The organism is Sphingomicrobium sp. (assembly GCA_036563485.1).
GTDB lineage: Bacteria > Pseudomonadota > Alphaproteobacteria > Sphingomonadales > Sphingomonadaceae > Sphingomicrobium.
In genome coordinates this window covers 1,423,771-1,441,275 of the sequence record DATCMI010000001.1, presented here as the reverse complement: position 1 = coordinate 1,441,275, position 17,505 = coordinate 1,423,771, and the positions used below count along the sequence as shown (strand labels likewise).

Annotated in this window: 19 protein-coding genes; 4 read left to right on the top strand and 15 right to left on the bottom strand. The window is 65.7% G+C overall.

The genetic code is table 11. The features are described from left to right. Window positions 1-28 precede the first annotated feature (28 nt). The 4 genes from VIL42_07455 to VIL42_07440 form a co-directional block, all read right to left on the bottom strand. The gene (locus VIL42_07455; protein HEY8592685.1) at window positions 29-514 is read right to left on the bottom strand and encodes a hypothetical protein; all 486 of its coding nucleotides are present in this window, start codon (window positions 512-514) and stop codon (window positions 29-31) included. A 55-nt stretch (window positions 515-569) separates the two neighbouring features. After that, a complete protein-coding gene (locus VIL42_07450; protein HEY8592684.1) occupies window positions 570-896 on the bottom strand; it encodes a hypothetical protein in 327 nt (108 codons plus the stop codon). A gap of 58 nt (window positions 897-954) precedes the next feature. Further along, window positions 955-1,377, bottom strand: a complete 423-nt coding sequence (locus tag VIL42_07445) for a hypothetical protein (GenBank protein HEY8592683.1) — start codon at window positions 1,375-1,377, stop codon at window positions 955-957. Between the two features lie 75 nt (window positions 1,378-1,452). Continuing rightward, window positions 1,453-1,713 (bottom strand): DUF2171 domain-containing protein, encoded by a 261-nt coding sequence (locus VIL42_07440; GenBank protein HEY8592682.1) that lies wholly within the window; start codon window positions 1,711-1,713, stop codon window positions 1,453-1,455. A 99-nt stretch (window positions 1,714-1,812) separates the two neighbouring features. Between VIL42_07440 and pepN the strand changes: the two genes are divergently transcribed. Continuing rightward, a complete protein-coding gene (gene pepN / locus VIL42_07435) occupies window positions 1,813-4,440 on the top strand; it encodes an aminopeptidase N (GenBank protein ID HEY8592681.1) in 2,628 nt (875 codons plus the stop codon). On the opposite strand, the gene VIL42_07430 is transcribed toward pepN, so the two are convergent. Genes VIL42_07430 through VIL42_07410 form a run of 5 tightly spaced genes read right to left on the bottom strand, consistent with a single transcriptional unit; the run spans window position 4,437 to window position 8,886 of the window. Beyond that, window positions 4,437-5,381 (bottom strand): amidohydrolase family protein, encoded by a 945-nt coding sequence (locus VIL42_07430; protein ID HEY8592680.1) that lies wholly within the window; start codon window positions 5,379-5,381, stop codon window positions 4,437-4,439. The genes pepN and VIL42_07430 overlap by 4 nt on opposite strands. A 47-nt stretch (window positions 5,382-5,428) precedes the next feature. Then, on the bottom strand, window positions 5,429-6,031 hold the full coding sequence (locus tag VIL42_07425) for an ABC-type transport auxiliary lipoprotein family protein (protein ID HEY8592679.1): 603 nt from the start codon (window positions 6,029-6,031) through the stop codon (window positions 5,429-5,431). Beyond that, on the bottom strand, window positions 6,028-6,981 hold the full coding sequence (locus VIL42_07420; GenBank protein HEY8592678.1) for an MlaD family protein: 954 nt from the start codon (window positions 6,979-6,981) through the stop codon (window positions 6,028-6,030). Before VIL42_07420 ends, VIL42_07425 begins: the two co-directional genes overlap by 4 nt. Window position 6,982: 1 nt before the next feature. Continuing rightward, window positions 6,983-7,783: an ABC transporter ATP-binding protein gene (locus tag VIL42_07415; GenBank protein HEY8592677.1), complete on the bottom strand. Its 801-nt coding sequence runs from the start codon at window positions 7,781-7,783 to the stop codon at window positions 6,983-6,985. Next, on the bottom strand, window positions 7,780-8,886 hold the full coding sequence (locus VIL42_07410) for an ABC transporter permease (GenBank protein HEY8592676.1): 1,107 nt from the start codon (window positions 8,884-8,886) through the stop codon (window positions 7,780-7,782). The genes VIL42_07415 and VIL42_07410 overlap by 4 nt, the downstream gene beginning before the upstream one ends. Before the next feature lie 92 nt (window positions 8,887-8,978). On the opposite strand from VIL42_07410, the gene VIL42_07405 reads away from it, so the two are divergent. From VIL42_07405 to VIL42_07395, 3 genes are read left to right on the top strand one after another with little or no spacing between them, the layout of a single operon-like run. Then, on the top strand, window positions 8,979-10,100 hold the full coding sequence (locus VIL42_07405; GenBank protein HEY8592675.1) for a CDP-alcohol phosphatidyltransferase family protein: 1,122 nt from the start codon (window positions 8,979-8,981) through the stop codon (window positions 10,098-10,100). After that, entirely contained in the window at window positions 10,097-10,861 is a 765-nt protein-coding gene (locus tag VIL42_07400) for an NTP transferase domain-containing protein (protein HEY8592674.1), read from the top strand. Before VIL42_07405 ends, VIL42_07400 begins: the two co-directional genes overlap by 4 nt. Then, window positions 10,858-11,529: an HAD-IB family hydrolase gene (locus VIL42_07395; protein HEY8592673.1), complete on the top strand. Its 672-nt coding sequence runs from the start codon at window positions 10,858-10,860 to the stop codon at window positions 11,527-11,529. Before VIL42_07400 ends, VIL42_07395 begins: the two co-directional genes overlap by 4 nt. Here VIL42_07395 and VIL42_07390 read toward each other — a convergent pair. The 6 genes from VIL42_07390 to lgt all read right to left on the bottom strand — a co-directional run bounded on the left by VIL42_07390 (window position 11,526) and on the right by lgt (window position 17,505). Continuing rightward, window positions 11,526-12,830: a cystathionine gamma-synthase family protein gene (locus tag VIL42_07390; protein ID HEY8592672.1), complete on the bottom strand. Its 1,305-nt coding sequence runs from the start codon at window positions 12,828-12,830 to the stop codon at window positions 11,526-11,528. The two genes, VIL42_07395 and VIL42_07390, sit on opposite strands and share 4 nt — an antisense overlap. 143 nt (window positions 12,831-12,973) lie before the next feature. After that, a complete protein-coding gene (locus tag VIL42_07385; protein ID HEY8592671.1) occupies window positions 12,974-14,392 on the bottom strand; it encodes a DASS family sodium-coupled anion symporter in 1,419 nt (472 codons plus the stop codon). Next, window positions 14,389-15,156 carry a peptidoglycan editing factor PgeF gene (gene pgeF, locus VIL42_07380; GenBank protein HEY8592670.1) on the bottom strand — a complete coding sequence of 256 codons (768 nt, stop codon included), beginning with the start codon at window positions 15,154-15,156 and terminating at the stop codon, window positions 14,389-14,391. Before pgeF ends, VIL42_07385 begins: the two co-directional genes overlap by 4 nt. Then, the gene (locus VIL42_07375) at window positions 15,153-15,656 is read right to left on the bottom strand and encodes a GNAT family N-acetyltransferase (protein ID HEY8592669.1); all 504 of its coding nucleotides are present in this window, start codon (window positions 15,654-15,656) and stop codon (window positions 15,153-15,155) included. Before VIL42_07375 ends, pgeF begins: the two co-directional genes overlap by 4 nt. After that, on the bottom strand, window positions 15,653-16,630 hold the full coding sequence (locus VIL42_07370) for an SAM-dependent methyltransferase (protein ID HEY8592668.1): 978 nt from the start codon (window positions 16,628-16,630) through the stop codon (window positions 15,653-15,655). Before VIL42_07370 ends, VIL42_07375 begins: the two co-directional genes overlap by 4 nt. Beyond that, the gene (lgt, locus tag VIL42_07365; GenBank protein HEY8592667.1) at window positions 16,627-17,505 is read right to left on the bottom strand and encodes a prolipoprotein diacylglyceryl transferase; all 879 of its coding nucleotides are present in this window, start codon (window positions 17,503-17,505) and stop codon (window positions 16,627-16,629) included. Before lgt ends, VIL42_07370 begins: the two co-directional genes overlap by 4 nt.

Below are 17,505 nucleotides of genomic sequence, written 5' to 3'. Positions count from 1 at the left end.
TCAATAACCGCCGACGGTTGACGACGGGTTACTTGCCGGCGGCTTTTGCTTGCGCTGCTGCCTTTGCCTTCGCCGCCGCTTGCTCCGCCTCCTTCGCTTCGCGCTCCGCCTTGGCGATCTCGTAAAGCTGGTATTCGCTGAGCTGCGGGTCGGTGACGAACATGCTTCCGACCTCTTTACCTTCGGCGGCGCGCTTGGCCATCTGCACGGCCGTGAGCGCGGCGCCGATCAGGTTGAGGCCAGCCATGACGCAGGGCGCAGGACCGACCGTTGCGCAATCCGGACGCAAGCTTGGATTGTTCGGACGTGGCCTGCCGGCGTTCCGGCTCTTCTTGAGCCGCTTGGCTTCAAGGATGTCAGGATTGAGGCGGTAACCCTCCGGCCGCTCGGCGCAGATGACGATCGCATTCTCGCCGGTCGGCACGCCGCAGCGCGGCTCGCGCGGCGGCGTTGCGGCGGGCTCAGGAGCCGCCTGAGCGGCCTGCGCCAGGAACAGGAGCGCGACGGCGATCATCGGCTCACCCCTTCCTCGCTGCGGATTGCGGGCAGGTGAACGGCACCACCAGCGGTTACTTGTGGAAGTCCTTCTCGGCTTCCTGAAGCCATCCCTTCGCGGCGACGCCGACCTGCTTGGCGGCGACTTGCGGTGGGCGCGGCAGCGGTTGCGATCCCGGGAAAGCGGCGATGACGATTCCGATCGTCAACACGCCGAGAAAGGCGATCAGCGCCAGGAACGGCACGGTCGACATCATCAGCTGCGGCGCTTCCGGTTCCGTTCGGCCGGCGTGCGGCGACGCCGCTTTCCGCGCGGTGCGCTTGCGGGCAAGTGCTTCGAGATAGTCGTCGGGCCGCGTCCACTTGCCCGCCCCCGACTCTGTCAGTCCATGCCGCTCCATGCAGCAAAGGTGCGCTCTTTTTCCCCTATTCTCAATAAGCTCGGCAACATTCCGCCGCTTATTTCCGGCGCGGTACCGACAGCTCCTTCGTGGTCTTCTCGCCACACAAGACCGTAACCTTGGTGACTGCTGCGCTCCCGGGGATGGTCTGGCTGACGGCCCACCAATTGCCGGGCGCCGCATAGCCCGTATCGTTGACGGTGATCGTCGGCCGGATCTCAGCCGATGCACCGGCGATCGTCGCCGGCGACAGCAGCGCCTTGTAGGCTGGATCGGATCGGTAAAGCGTCGCGGAGACGACGACATTGCCGCTCTTGTCCCGCTTCGCCTTCCAGTCCTTCATCTCGGTGGCCTTGAAGAAGCAGTAAGGCGGCCGCTCCTTCTTGGGCGCAGTCTTCTTCGCAGCAGTGTTGCTGTCCGGGCTTTCGGCCTGCTGGCCGCAGCCGGCAAGGACCGCCACGGCGGCGCCCAGCATGATCATTGATGTGCGCATCGGTTTTCCCCCCTGCCCGGCATTCCAGCCGAACAGGAGGCAAGCATCAAGTGCCTTGGCGCGTCAGCCGATCGGCTCTCCGCCCGGTTCCTCTTCGAACAAGGCAGCGACGACGTCGGCATTGGCGCTCAGGCGGACCTGCTCTCCTTCGACCTCCGCGACGAGACCGGCCGGAACATAATGGTGGTGGTCTCCATGAGCGACGCCGCTGTCGTTGCGGATCATCTTGATGCGATCGCCTTCGACCCGATCGACGGTGCCGAGGTGCGCGCCGTCTGCTCCGATGATCTCCATATGCTCGCGAATCTGGTCGAGGCTGCTCATGAGTCGTTCCTCCTTTGGGATGCGCGGATCATAACGGCTTTGCGGCGCAACGGCTCCCGCCGGGTTGAGGCGGCTTCGCTTCACGCCTACCTGCCATTCATGCTCGACGTCCGCACCACCATTCCCGACGCGCAAGTTGCGCCCGAAGCCCCGCCCTCGCCAACCCACACGACCATACGTCGTGAGGATTACCGGCCGCCGGACTGGCTGGTCCCGGAGATCAGCCTCGACTTTGCGCTCGACGCCGACCGTACCCGCGTGCGCGCCACGCTCCAGGTGGTCAGGAACGGCGATCACGACCAGCCGCTGCGCCTCGACGGCGACGAGTTGCAGCTCGTGTCCGTCACTGTCGACGGTGAGGCAGCCGACCATCGCCTCGAAGGCGAACAACTGGTCGTCGAGGTCGCCGGTGACCGCGCGACGATCGAAACGGTGGTCGACATCCATCCCGCGGCGAACACCAAGCTGATGGGCCTCTACGCGTCGGGCGGCATGCTCTGCACGCAGTGCGAGGCAGAGGGCTTCCGCCGCATCACCTTCTTCCCGGACCGGCCTGACGTGCTGTCGCGCTATCGCGTGCGGATGGAAGGCGACGCGAGCCGCTTTCCGGTGCTCCTGTCGAACGGGAACCGCGTCGCCTCGGGCGAGAGCGGCGGCGGACGCCACTGGGCGGAATGGGACGATCCGTTCCTAAAGCCCTGCTACCTTTTCGCGTTGGTTGCCGGCGACCTGAAAGCCAACCGCGACAGCTTCACGACGATGAGCGGCCGCAAGGTCGATCTCGCGATCTGGGTCCGCGAAGCCGACCTGCCGCGCACGCAACACGCGATGGACAGCCTTAAGCTTTCGATGAAGTGGGACGAGGACGTCTATGGCCGCGAATATGACCTCGACCAGTTCAACATCGTCGCGGTCAGCGACTTCAACATGGGGGCGATGGAGAACAAGAGCCTCAACGTCTTTAACTCGGCTTATGTGCTCGCCGACCAGGAGACGGCGACGGATGGCGACTTCGACAATATCGCTCGGGTCGTTGCTCACGAATATTTCCACAATTGGTCCGGCAACCGGGTCACCTGCCGCGACTGGTTCCAGCTGAGCCTGAAGGAAGGCTTCACCGTCTTTCGCGACCAGGGCTTTTCGGCGGACGTCGGAAGCGCGGCGGTCAAGCGGATCGAAGACGTGCGCGTGCTTCGCGCCGCGCAGTTTCCGGAAGACCAGGGCCCGCTCGCCCATCCGGTCCGGCCCGACAGCTACATCGAGATTTCAAACTTCTACACGGCGACCGTCTACAACAAGGGCGCCGAGCTGATCCGGATGTTCCACACTGTCCTCGGGGCGGACAAGTTCCGCGCCGGCACCGACCTCTACTTCGATCGCCACGATGGCGAAGCCGCGACCTGCGACAACTTCGTCGCGGCGCTCGAGGATGCGAGCGGCGTCGATCTCTCCGCGTTCAAGATCTGGTACAGCCAGGCGGGCACGCCCAAGGTTCACGCGCGCCTCGACCATGATGCCGCGGCGGGCAGAGCTACCCTTCACCTGCGGCAGAAAGTAGAGCCGACGCCCGGCCAGCCTGAGAAAAAGCCGATGCCGATCCCGCTGAAGACGGCGCTGATCGGGCGCGACAGCGGCGAGGAGATCGTGCGCGAGCAGCTGATCATCCTCGACCAGCCGGAGCAGAGCATCACCATCGACAACGTCGGCGAAGCGCCGATGCTGTCGATCAACCGGCACTTCTCGGCGCCGGTGATGATGGAGGTCGAGCGACCCGATGGCGAGCTCGAGCGGCTGGCCCAGACCGACACCGATCCGTTCGCCCGCTATGAAGCGATGCAGGAAATGATGATGCGGGTGCTGACCGCCGGCGCCCGCGGTGAAACAGTCGACTTCGAGCCGGTGATCCGCGCGGTCGGTGCGACGCTTCGCTCCAACTCGCTCGATCCGGCGTTCAAGGCCGACGCGATCATGGTTCCCTCCGACACCCTGATTGCCGAGCGGATGCACGTCGTCGACCCGGACGCGATCCATGCCGCGCGAGACGCCCTTCGGCAGGCGATCGGCGCCGCGCTGCAAGGCGACCTGCTGGCCGCGCACCGCATCGAGGGTGCAGCGGGAAGCGATCTCAGCTCGCCCGCCAAGGGCGTCCGTCGCCTTCGCACGGTGGCGCTTGGGCTGATCGCTGCGAGCGACCCCGCGCAAGCGGCCGAACTCGCAAAGGCGCAATTCGATGCCGCCGACAATATGACCGATCGGCAAGGAGCGCTCGGCATCCTCGTCTCGCTCGATGCCCCGCAACGTGAGGAGGCACTGCAGGCCTTCTACGACCGCTTCCGCGAGGATGCTTTGGTGCTCGACAAATGGTTCGCGCTCCAGGCCGCGGCCCAGCGTCCCGATACGATCGACCAGGTGCTCCGCCTCGCCGGTCACCCGGACTTCGTGATGACCAACCCGAACCGGCTGCGCTCGCTCGTCGGCATGTTCGCCGGCAACCATTGGGCGTTCCATTCGGCTGACGGGCGCGGCTACGGCTTCCTTGCGGACATGATCGTCGGCGCGGACAAGCTCAACCCGCAGATCGCCGCGCGGCTTGTGCCGCCGCTCGGCCGCTGGCGGCGGTTCGAGCCCAAGCGCGCCGGGATGATGCGCGACGCGCTCGAGCGGGTCGCCGCGACGTCAGGGCTGTCGAAGGACGTCTACGAACAAGTGACGAAAAGCCTCGCCTAGCGGAGGAACGGCCGCCGGTTGCTCATGATCGTTCGAAACTCCGTCGCGGTGAGCGGCATTTTCGCACGGAACAGCTGCCAGCCTGCGCCGATGCTTCCCCCGGGCGCGCTGAGGTCGGAGCCGTAGAGTATCCGCGACACCCCGAAGTCGCGCATGCGCCTCGCGGCAAGCGCGGCCTGCTCGGCCGTCGTGTCCGCATCGATGTTGGCGCCAGTATCGACGAACAGATTGCGGATGCGCGGGTCCTTCGCTCGAGCGGCATTGGCGAAGACTTCCATGACGGCGTCGTTCTGCTCGGTGTAGCCTGGAGAGGAGGCGCCGAGATGGGCGACGATGACGTCGACGCTAGGCGCCATCGGCAGCACCTGCTCGATCAGGATGCGTGCGTCCTCGGCTCCATAATCGGTGCCGCCCCGCGCGCGCATGTGGATGAGGATCGGCGCGCGGTGGCGCTGCGCAAGGGCGAACACGGCTTGCGCACGCTTCAGGTGATCGGGGTTGCGCAGCGATACGCCGCCGTTGCCGAAATGCTGCTTGATGCCGGTCATCCCCGGCAGCGCAAGGCACCGCTCCAGTTCCTGAAGCGCGGCGTCACGCAATGGATTGGCGCTGCAAAAGCCAACCAGTCGGGGCGCGTGTTTGATCACCTCGGCCGACGTCCAGTCGTTCTCGCGGCTGGTCCTGGCGTCGGGTTCGCTAAGCTTCTTGCGTTCGTCGCCGTAGGTGTAGCCCACCGACAGGACGAGCGCTCGCTCGATCCCGGCGGCATCCAATTCGCGGACCAAGGCGGCGCCGTCGCGCTGAGGCAGCTTGGCCACCGCCGCGAAGTCCGCGCTCACGAGGTGCTGGTGATAGTCGACCAGCGGCGCCGTTCGTGAGGAGGTCTGCGGCGTCGCGCACGCGGCCGCAAAGAGCGAAGACAGGCTGAACAGGCTTTTCATGATCTGCACGCTACATTTGTAGCGCGCTTCAGGCAAGGCCCTTCCGGTCAGCCGCCGATCCAGCCGGCGACCTGCAGCGCGACCTGGTTGGCGGCACTGTTGAGCGCCGATCCGACTGTCGCACTGGTACCGTCCGCCGGCACGCTTGCGGTGAAGCGGCGGGTTTCGACCTGAGCGCCGCCGGTTGCCGCGAGCGAGCCGTCGAACACAACCTCGACGCGGCCGGTGCGGGCGTCATAGCCGAATCGTGACAGCTGGCCGCTAAGCACCAGGCCGGGGTCGAGCCCCGTCTGGTTGGGATCCAGGACGACGCGGCGGGTCGTGCGCCGGACCGTCTCGCCAAGAAGGTTCTGGAACAGCTTGTCGGGGGTATCGACCCACTGGAAGTCGGTGACATATTGCACGTTGGTCGGTGTGAGCTGCACCGGGACGCGGACGGTACGCAGCTCCTTGGGCAGCACTGGCACCGCGATGGTGACCGCCTGACCGGCATTGGCCGTGCGGGTGATCGCGCCTGGGTCCGGCGCTTGCGATTCCAGCGTCCGCAAGGTGGTCGGCGGCTTGCCCCCGCCGAGCAGGCCGCCCAGCGAGCAGGCGCCCGTAGCCGCGGCCAGGGTCAAGATTGTCACGGTCCTCGTAAGCGGGCTCATTTGCTTTTCCCTGGCTTGTAGTCGGGCAGCTTCTCAGGACCGAGCGCGCCGCCGATCCCCTGCTGTTCGATGCGCTCCGACACGCCCTGCAGCGACTGGGTCAGCTGGCGCATGTCACGCACGAGCCGGTTCGCTTCGGGCAAGGTCGACTTGGTGAAGTTCTGGATGCCGGGGCGGGCATCGGTGATCATGGCGTCGAGATTGTCGGTCGCCTGCTGGACGTGGGCAATCGCCTTGCGCAGGTCCTGCGCGGCTGGGCGCCCTTCCTCGTTCACCAGTCGGTTGGTGCTCGACGACAGCTCGGCGATATTGTTCGCCGCGACGCCGGCATTGCGCGCCGCGATCCGAACCTCGCCGATCGTGTCCGCCATCTCCGGCGCGCGGTCGCGGATGATCCGCGTGGTTGCGTCGATATTCTCCAGGATGTCGGCGATAGCGTTCTGGTTCTTGTCGTTGAGCAGCTCGGTGAGACGCTCGGTCAAGCGCTGGATGCGGTCGAGCAGTTCTGGGGCGCTATTCAGCAGCGCGCCGAGGCCGCCGGACGTCGCCGGCACTACCGGGCAGCCCTGCGGACCCATCTGCTGGATCGGCGGGCGACCGCGCTCGGCGCCCTGGAGCTGGATTTCGCTTACGCCGGTGAAGCCGACGCCCTTGATCTGCGCCGTCGTGCCCTGAAGCACCGGCGTCTGGGAATCGACGTTGATCCGGACCCACACGAATTCCGGCCGGTTCGGAAGCAGGGAGATCTTGTCGACCTGCCCTACGGGAACGCCGGAAAAGCTGACGTTCGAGCCCTTGTTCAGCCCGCCGACGCCCTGCGCGAAATAGATGTCGTAGCATTTGGTCTGCTTGTTCGAGAGGCCCGCAAGCCAGACGATGAACAGCAAGGTGCCGATGATGAGCGCCACCGTGACCGCCCCGACCATGATGTAGTTCGACCTAGTTTCCATGTCAGGCGACTACCTCTTTCTGATAGCTTCCAGTGGCAGCACGCCCCCGTGGCCCATTGAAATATTCTTGTATCCAAGGATGATCCAGAGCCAATAGCTCGGGTATCGTCCCGACGGCGATGACCTTCTTGTCGGCAAGCACCGCGATGCGGTCGCAAATCGCATGAAGCGTATCGAGATCGTGCGTGATCAGGAACACCGTTAGGTCGAGCCGCTTCTGCAGCGACAGGATCAGCTCGTCGAACGCGGCTGCGGCAATCGGGTCGAGGCCGGCCGTGGGTTCGTCGAGGAACAATAGCTCGGGATCGAGCGCCAGCGCCCGTGCGAGGCCGGCGCGCTTGACCATGCCGCCCGACAGCTCCGACGGGAACTTTGGACCGGCATCCGCGGGAAGCCCGCCCATCGCGATCTTGTACGAGGCGATCTCGTCAAGCAGCGGCGGCGTGATGCCGGGGAAATATTCGCGGAGCGGAACCTCGACATTTTCAGCTACGGTCAGCGTCGAAAACAGCGCGCCGTTCTGGAACAGGATTCCCCAGCGCCGGCGAATGTTCTTGGCCTCGTCCTCGTCGCGGCCGATCATATTCTCGCCGAGGACTTCGATCTCGCCCTCGGCGGGTGTCTGCAGGCCGATGATCGAGCGCAACAGCACCGACTTGCCGGTGCCCGATCCCCCGACGACGCCCAGAATTTCGCCGCGGCGCACGTCGAGGTCGAGGCCTTCATGGATCACCTGCTCGCCGAAGCTGTTGCGCAGCCCTCGGACGGTGATGATCGCGTCGCGGTCCCGGGCCTCGCTCATCGCCATCCGATCGAGCTGAAGAAGACGGCGAAGACGGCGTCGAGCACGATCACCAGGAAGATCGACTGGACGACGGCAGCCGTCGTGCGAGAGCCGACTTCCTCGCTGTTGCCCTGCACCAGCATGCCCTGGAAGCAGCCGGCGAGCGCGATGATGAAGCCGAACACCGGCGCCTTGATCATCGCGATCCAGAAGTCGGTCATCGGAATGACCTCCTGCAGCAGCTGAATGTACGTACCCGGCGGATAGCCGAGGTCGAGCCAGACAAAGATCCCGCCGCCGAACAGCGAGCAAATGATCGCCCAGAACCCAAGCAGCGGCATCATCAGGATCGCCGCCATCATTCGCGGCAGCACCAGCGCCTCGATCGGCGACACGCCGATCGTCCGCATCGCATCGATCTCTTCGGTGATCTTCATCGTGCCGATCTGCGCGGCGAAGGCCGAGCCAGACCGGCCGGCGACCATGATGGCCGTCATCAGAACGCCGAGTTCGCGGACGTTGATGCGGCCGATGAGGTTGATGGTGTAGACCTCGGCGCCGAACTGGGCGAGCTGCACCGCGCCCTGCTGCGCGACGACGATGCCGATCAGGAAGTTCATCAGGCCGATGATGCCGAGGGCGCGAACGCCGACGACGTCGAAGCGCTGCACCACGGCGTTGAACCGGAAGCGCCGCGCCGGCCGGCGGATGACATTGGCGAAGCCGATCAGGACCGCGCCAAGGAAGCCGAGTAGCCCGACCAAGGTCCGGCCGGCCTCGACCACCCACTGACCAAGCTCGGTGAAGACGGCGCTGAGGCCGCCGGGCTGTTCGGGAGTAACGCGCGTCGGCTTGTCGAACTCGCCGACCTGGTCGAGCAGGCTCGCTTCTTCGCGGCTTGCGCCAATGACCTTGGCATTGCGGTCGCGAACCGTGCGGTAGACGATCCATGCCCCGACCGTATCCATGCGGTTGATTTCGGACAGGTCGATCGTGAGCGGGTCCGGAAGCGCGTCGATCTCGCGCTGCGTGGTCGCGGCGCGCGTGATCGTCAGCGCACCGGCCGCCCGGTACACCGATCCCTCGTTCCGATCCCCGCTATGCCCCTCGAGATCCGCCATGCCCCCAGAGTGATGCGCGAAGAAGCGCGGCGGAGCAAGCGCCTCCTAGAGGGACCCTTTCCTGCCGCCGCCGCGGACTCTATGCCGCCGCAATGGCCAGCGACGCGCCCCTCCTGTTCGTTCCTGTCGGTGAGAACCCCGCACGGCCGTTCGGCATTGGCGCGCGCGACCGTGCCTGCCGGCTTGCAACAAACGCCGGGTTCGAGAGTGCCGACGCGCCTGCGGATGGCCGCGCGGTCCTGCTCGCGAGCATGCGTTTTGCCTGGGACCCGGCCTGGCTGAAGGCGATGCGCGGCTCGCCCGGCGCGGTGCTGACGGTCGGCGACGAGCCGGTCATGGTCCATGTGCCGGCAGACGCGGATCCGTCCGCCGCTGCGGCTGCGCTCGAGAACGGCGCCATTCCCCAGGGCTATGACCGGCTCGCAGCCGAGACGGCCGAACTCAACTACGCCGAGTTGCGGAAGCGCGACCGCCCGTTCGTGATCCCTCTCGACCCCGACAATCCCGAGCCTGCGGAGCGCGCCGCTTACGACGCGTCGTACAAGGGCGTCACCGACCTGCTCACGCTCTACCTGTGGCGGAAGGCGGCTTTTTACCTGACGCGCTGGGCCGCGCGCGCGGGGTTGAAGCCGAATATGATCACCGCCGTCGGCGCCGTTCTGTGCGTCCTGGCCTTCTACCTCTTCTGGCACGGCCACTACTGGCTCGGCATGCTGTCGGGCTTCATCTTCATGGTGCTCGACACGGTCGATGGGAAGCTGGCGCGCTGCACGGGCGCCTCGTCCAAGCTCGGCAACATCTTCGATCATGGCATCGACCTGATCCACCCACCCTTCTGGTATTGGGCATGGGCGCATGGGCTTGCCACCTACGGGCGCCCGATCGAGCCGGTTGCAACGACCATGATCCTGCTGGCGATCATCGTCGGCTACGTCCTGCAGCGTCTGATCGAAGGCATTTTCATCAAGCGCTTCGATGGGATGCACATCCACGTCTGGCGGCCGATCGATAGCCAGTTCCGGCTGATCACCGCGCGCCGCAACCCGAACATGCTGATCCTGTTCGTCGCGATGCTGTTCGGCCGCCCGGACCTCGGTATCCAGTGGGTCGCGTGGTGGACGATCATCAGCCTGATCTTCCACGCGGTGCGGCTGGCGCAGGCAAGCGACCAGGCGATGCGCGGGCGCCGGATCAGGTCCTGGCTGGAGGCGTGAGCTTCACCGCCATCGTGCTCGCCGGCTCGCGGCCCGGTCGCGATGCTTTCGCCGAGCAGTTCGGCACCGATTTGAAGGCGCTGATCCCCGTGGCTGGCGAGCGGATGGTGCGCCGGCCCGTGCGTGCGCTGCTGGGCAGCGCCTCCATCGGCAATATCCTGGTGCTGAGCCAGACGCCCGCGCGCATCGCCGAGGCGCTGCCGACGAACCCGCGCATCGAGGTGCGGGAATCCCAGGGCACGATCGCCGAGACGATGCTCAAGCTGCTCGACGATCCGAGCATCGCCTGGCCCATACTGGTGACGACCGCTGATCATGCGCTGCTCGACGCGGCGATGGTCGATGAGTTCTGCGCCGCCGCAGAAGGCAAGGACGTTGCGATCGGCGTGGTCGAGCGGGACGCGATGCTGCGCCGCTTCCCCGATGCCAAGCGGACCTGGTTGAAGTTCCGCGGCGGGGCGTTCACCGGCGCCAACCTGTTCGCGCTCGGCTCACCCAAGGTCGCGCCGGCCGTGAAGCTCTGGCGCTCCGTCGAGCAGGACCGCAAGAAGGCGTGGCGCGTGATTTCGGTTCTCGGGCCAGTGACGCTGATGCTCGCCGGCATCCGCGCGATCAGCCTCGATGAAGTGATGGCGCAGCTCGGCATGCGGCTCGGACTCTCGGTCAAGGCCGTGCGCCTTTCGAACCCGGTTGCAGGCATCGACGTCGACAAGGCCGAGGACCACGAACTGGCCGAAGCGATCCTGCGGGGAGATAAATGAGCGACCTTGCCGTCTACGACATGGACCGGACGGTCACGCGCCGCGCGACATACACGCCATTCCTGATCCATTGCGCGCTGAGCAAGGCGCCGTGGCGATTGCTGTTCCTGCCGTTCGTAGCGCTATCGATGATCGCTTATGCGGCGCGGGTCATCGACCGCGCGCGACTGAAGGAAATCAACCATTGGCTGCTGCTCGGCGGGCGCGTGCACCCGATGAAGCTCAAGCCCGTCGTGGACAGTTTTGCCGACAAGCAGGTCGCCACGAACATCCGTCCCGGCGCAAGAGCCGCGATCGCCCGCGACAAGGCGCAAGGGCGGCGGCTGGTCCTAGCGACGGCATCTTACCGGCTCTACGCCGATGCGATCGCCGAGCGGCTGGGGTTCGACGACGTGATCGGCACCGGATCGATCATCGGGCTCGATGATCGCGTGCATGCAAAAATTGCAGGCGACAATTGTTACGGCCCGGCAAAGATGCTGATGATCGCCGACTGGGTCGACAAGTCAGGCCTCACCGGGAAGCACGGCCACGTCCGCTTCTATTCCGACCACGTGTCGGACCGCCTGGCCTTCGAGTGGGCCGACGAAGCCGTCGCGGTGAATCCCCATGGCAAGCTCCGCCGCCTCGCCGAACAGCGCGGCTGGGCCGTGGAGGACTGGGGCTAGACCGCCTCGAGCGCGTTCGCGAAGTCCGCGATCAGGTCTTCGGCCTTTTCGACGCCGATCGAGATGCGGACCAGATTGTCGGTGATGTCGAGCGCCGTGCGGCGTTCCTCCGGAACCGACAGGTGCGTCATTGCCGCCGGGGCCGACGCGAGGGTTTCGGTGCCGCCGAGGCTGACCGCCAGCTTCGCGATCTTGAGCGCATCGAGAAAGCGGAACGCTTCGGCCTCGCCGCCTTTCAGGTACAGCGAGAAGGTCGAGCCCGCGCCGAGGCAATTGCGATCGTAAATGTCCTTCTGCCGCGACCCGGGCTCGAGAAACCCGAGGTAGCCCACCTTCTCGACCTTCGGGTGGTCGCGCAGGAAAGCGCAGACCTTCTCCGCATTCTCCCCGGCCCGGCTCATCCTGAGTTCGAGCGTTTCGAGGCTGCGCATGAGCATCCACGCGGTATTCGGGTCGCAAATGCCGCCCATCGGGTTGCGGATCAGCCTGACCTTGTCGAGCACCGCCTTGTTGCCGACCAGCGCGCCGGCGACGAGGTCGCTGTGCCCGCCGACATATTTGGTGAGGCTGTAGACCGACACGTCGGCGCCGTGGTCCAGCGGCCTGCACCACAAGGGCCCCAGGAACGTATTATCGATCGCGATCGGCGGGCGATCGGCCCCGAACGCCGCGTCGCAAGCGGCGCGCACCGCCTCCACATCGACCAGCGCGTTGGTCGGGTTCGCGGGGCTTTCGAGATAGATGAGCGCGACCTTGCCGCCGGTGTCGGCAGCCATCGCCTTCGCGCGTTCCATCACCTCATCGAGTTCCTCGCGCGTCGCGCCGGCTGGGAAGTCGACATAGCGCACGCCGAACCTCGCCATGATCTTGTCGATCACAGATTCGCTGGCGGCGTAGAGCGGCCCCGAATGAACGATGACGTCATTCTGATTGGCGACCGCGAGCACCAGGGTCGTGATGGCCGTCATGCCGCTGGAGAAGGACAGCGCGCCTTCGGCGTCTTCCCACACGGCGAGCCGGTCCTCAAGAATCTCCTGATTGGGCCCGTTGAACCGCGAATAGACGAGGCCCTCGGCCTTGCCGGTGCCGTCGCTCTTGCCGGTAATGCCTTCGAAGAAGCGCTTACCCTCCGCCGCGGTTTGGAACACGAACGTCGAGGTAAGGAAGATCGGCGGCTTCAAGCTGCCTTCCGACAGCGCCGGATCGAACCCGTGGCCCATCATCAGGGTCGCGGGGTCGAGCTTGTGATTGCCGATATGAGTGGCGGCCCGCTTGGGCTTCCGAGAGACAGAGTCGGTCATTGTTCAAATCCTCGAACCGTCGTTCCCAGGGAGGCGGGAACCGATCAGCGAGGAAGCCAGGGCGCTCGCATCCTAACCTCCGCAGGATGCATCTCCACCGGCTCGCCGGATGGGCCGGCAATTACCGCCCGCAACAGGCGATTTCAACCGAGAAGCGCTGCGATTACCCAGACGATCCCGACCATCAGCGGAACGCCAGCCAGGTCGAGGAGAAGCCCTGCCTTGAGCATTCGCGGAAGGGCAATGTGGCCGGTTGCCCAGGCGATGGCGTTGGGTCCGGTGCCGGATGGAAGCATGAACCCCCAGCTCGCCGCCCAGGCGGCAGGTAGAGCGAGCAAGATTGGATCGGTTCCTGTGGCTGCGATGATGCCGCCGACGACGGGGATGATGCCGCTCGCCGCGGCGACGTTCGATGCGAATTCGGTGATGGCGATCACGATGGCGACAAGCACCAAGGCGACGACCAGCGGGTCGACGGCGCGAAGCGGCTGCAGGGCCGTGCCGAGCCATTCGTCGAGGCCTGAGGCGCCCATCCCCGCAGCGAGTGCGAGGCCGCCGCCGAACAGCATGATCACGTCCCAGGGCGCCCGATTGGCTTCGTGCCAGTTGAGGATCGGCCGGCCGGTGCCGTCCCGGATGATGAACAACAACAAGGCGCCAAGGACGGCAATGGTGCCGTCGGTCAGCGAATCCTTGGGCAGAAAAGGCGTGAGGAACGGGATCGCCACCCAGCCAATCACGACCGCGCCGATCAGCGGGACCAGCCGTTTTTCGGCGGTGCTCCATTCGCCAGCGGTGCCGATCCCGCTCAGCGCCTCATGGGGATCAAAGTCGCTCGCTTCCACCTTCTGCACACGCATGAGGATCCACCAGCACAACGGGATTGCCGCCGCCGTCAGCGGAACGCCGTAAAGCGCCCATGTCAGGAAATTGATGCGCAGCCCCGTCGACCGCTCGATAATCCCGGCGGCGATCGCGTTGGTGGGAGACCCCACCAATGTCGCGAGACCGCCGATCGAGGCCGCGAAAGCGATGCCCATGGCCAGCGCGCCGGCGAACCCGTCCGTGTGGCTTTCGCGCACTTTCGCAGCGCGAAGCACGGCCACCGCGATCGGCATCATGATCAACGTCGTGGCGGTGTTCGAAACGATCATGCTGATGATCGCCGTCGCCGTCATGAAGGCGAACAGCACCGCCGCGGGCGTCGAGCCGCCGCGCTCGACGATGGCGAGCGCAAGACGGCGGTGAAGTCCGGTGCGCTCGATCGCCAGGGCGATGATCGCGCCGCCGAGCACGAGGAAGAGGATCGGCGAATAATAAGCGGCGGCGGTATCGCCCGCGCCCATCACGCCGCACAGGGGAAAGACCAGGAACGGCAGCAAGGCGGTGACAGTAAGCGGCAGCGCCTGCGTCATCCACCAAGTCGCCATCAGCACGACGAGCGCGCAAGTGCGCCATGCGGGCGGCGGCATGCCGGCCGGCGCGGGAAGCGTCAGCATCAGCACGAAGGCAAGCAGGCCAGCCCAGAGGCCGATCTGCTCCGACCGCTTGGCGGCGCTCATCCGCGAAGGCCGATCATCGAGATCTGACGCCCGTAATCCGCCTCCCGGCGATGTGTTGCCCGGCGGTAGCTGTAGAAGCGATCCGGATCGGAATAAGTGTCGAGGTTCAGCGCTTCGACCTCCCCGACGCCCGCGGCGATCAGCCGGTGGACGACATAGCCCTCGAGGTCGAAATGCAGTTTGCCCTCGGCAGACCCACCGAAGAATCGCGCATTTTCTTCATTCTCTTCGACGAAGCGGGCGCGAAAGCCCTCGTCCACTTCATAGGATGTCTGCGCGATGCAGGGGCCGACCGCCGCATGAATATGCTCGCGGCGGGCGCCCAGCCGCTCCATGGCGATGATGGTTGAATCCGTGACGCCCACAATGGCGCCACGCCAACCTGCATGTGCTGCGCCGATGACGCCGGCCTGCTCATCGGCGAACAGCACCGGCGCGCAATCGGCGGTGAGGATGCCGAGCAGCAGGTTTGGCCGACTTGTGACCAGCGCGTCGGCATGCGGCCGCTGCTCCTGCGGCCACGGGCGTTCCGCGACAACCTCATTCGCAGAGTGTATCTGGTGGACAGTCGCAAGCTCCGCCCCCGGGAGAACGGCGTCGATGGCGAGCCGCCGGTTCTCGGCGATCGCGTCACGGTCGTCCTTGCTTCCGTAGCCGACGTTGAGACCCGACAACTCGCCGGTCGAGACACCGCCGCGACGCCCGAGGAACCCATGCGGCAAGCCGCCGAGCGAAACGGCGTGGATGACCTCGACTTCGCTCAAAGCGTCAGCCGCATGATGATGTCCTCGTCTGCCTGACTGCCGACCATGAAATCGTAGCGGCCGACGGCCCCGAATCCATAGCGTTCGTAGAAGCGGCGGGCGCGATGATTGTCGGTGTAGACGGTGAGGTAGATTTCCTCGCAGCCGCGCCGGCGGGCCTCGCCGATCGCCCAGGCGGTCAGCGCCGCAGCGAGGCCGCTGCCGTGGTGGGCCTTGAGCACATAGAGCTGGCGCAGTTCGATGGCACGCGCCTCCGTTTCGACGGGAAGGGTCGATGTGCCGAGCTTCACATATCCGACGACAGCGCCATGCGCCTCGGCCACCAGGAAGGCGTAGCCGGGGTCTTCGAACTCCCTCCGCCAAGCCTCATCCGTAAACTGCGCCAGAAAGGCGGCGAGATCTTCGGGCGCATAGAGATGCGCGAATGTGTCGCAGAAGCTTTGCCGGAAGACATAGTCGATCGCCGGCAAGTCGGCCGCGGTTGCGTCCCGCGTGTTCATGCCAGGCCTGCCGGGGCCGGCCAGCCTGGTGCATGGATGCCGATGACTTTGAACAGTGCGCCCATCTCGCCGGGCGCGGTGAGGCGATGCAGCGCAGCCGCGATTTCATCCGCGCGCTCCGGGTTGGCGCGCGATAGCGCCTGCGCGCGAGCTTCGATGCCAAGGTAAATCAGCCATTCGCCCTGACGCACCACCGGCGTCACTTCGGCCCCCGCGCCCCTCGCGGCCTTGGTCACGGCTTCGAAATCGACGTGGGCTGTCAGGTCCTGCTCGCCGGGGCGCTGCAGCACCGGCGCGAAACCATGCGCGTGTACGGACTGCAGCGTATCGCCGGTGGTGGAACGCTCATGACCATAATCGATGATCAGCGCCGCGCCGCCGTGCGCAACCACATGCCGGGCAATGACCCCGACGGCGCTGTCCCGCGCCGGCGACACTTCGTCCACCTCACCGTCGCGGTCGAATGCGAGGCCGCCTGCAGCAAGGACGATGCGCCGCTCTACGCCGCCGACGAGCTGGCGGACCGGCAAGGCGTCGAGAAACTCATTGGCGACAAGCAGCAGCGGCCGCTTAGGCAGCCCGTCGATGCTGTCGTGCCACTCGGCGTCCGCGACGGTCAGCGCCTGCGCGTCGCGCAGGATCGAACTCGTCTCGACGAAATGCACTTGCCCGGTGAACCCGGCAGGTTTGAGCAATCGTAGCGCATCCGCAGCAAGGGTGCCGCGGCCCGGGCCGAGTTCGGCGTACGCGGCATCCGCCGGAGCGCCGGCGCGGCGCCAGCAGTCGGCAAGGACGCCGCCGACCATCTCGCCGAACATCTGGCTGATTTCCGGCGCGGTCGTGAAGTCGCCGCTCGCTCCGAACGGATCGCGGGTCGCGTAATAATATCCGTTGCAGGCTTCCATATAGGCCTCGACGGTGATCGGGCCTTCAGCCTTGATTCGATCGCGGATCGCGCGCTCGAGCGGGTTCACGCGACGCTGGTCGTCCCTAGTGTCGGCTCGACGCGGACGCGCCGCTTCTTGGCGGTGAGCATCAGATAAAGGCCAAGTGCGATCATCGGCAGTGATAGCCACTGACCCATGTGGAGCCCCGTCGACTGTGCAAAGCCGGTGAGCTGCCGGTCCGGTTCGCGGATGAACTCCACGCCGAAGCGGAACAGGCCGTAGAAGAAGGTGAATGCGCCGACGAGCTTGCCCGGCTCGTACCGCGCCTGCGTCTTCCAGAACATCCAGGCGAGGATCGCGAACAGGACAAGGCCTTCGAGCACGGCTTCGTAAAGCTGGCTCGGGTGCCGCGGCGGGCCCAAGACGGCGCCATAAGGCGTCACTTCGACGAAGCGGACGGCCCAGGCGACCTGGGTCGCCGCGCCCCACAATTCCTGGTTCACGAAATTGGCGAGGCGCCCGAAGAACAAGCCGAATGGCACGCAGCACGCCACATAATCATGGACGCGGAGCCAGGAGAGTTTCTCCTTGCGCGCAAAATAGAGGATGCCGAGCGACGTTCCGACAACCCCGCCGTGGAAGGACATGCCGCCGTCCCACAGCTTGATGATCTCGATGGGATTTCGGAGATATTCGCCGAGGTTATAAAACAACACATAGCCGAGACGGCCGCCAAGGATGATGCCGAGCGCGGCATAGAAGACCAGATCGTCGGCATGGCGGCGGGCAAGCGGCGCACCCGGCTGTTTCAGCAGCTTCAGCAAGTACCAATAGCCGATGAAAATGCCGGCCAGATAGGCGAGGCTGTACCACCTTAGGTCGAACGACCCGATGTGCAGCGCTACGGGCGAAAGGCCGAGGTCCGTGAACTTCGTGAACTGATTATCGTCGTAGGTCTGCAA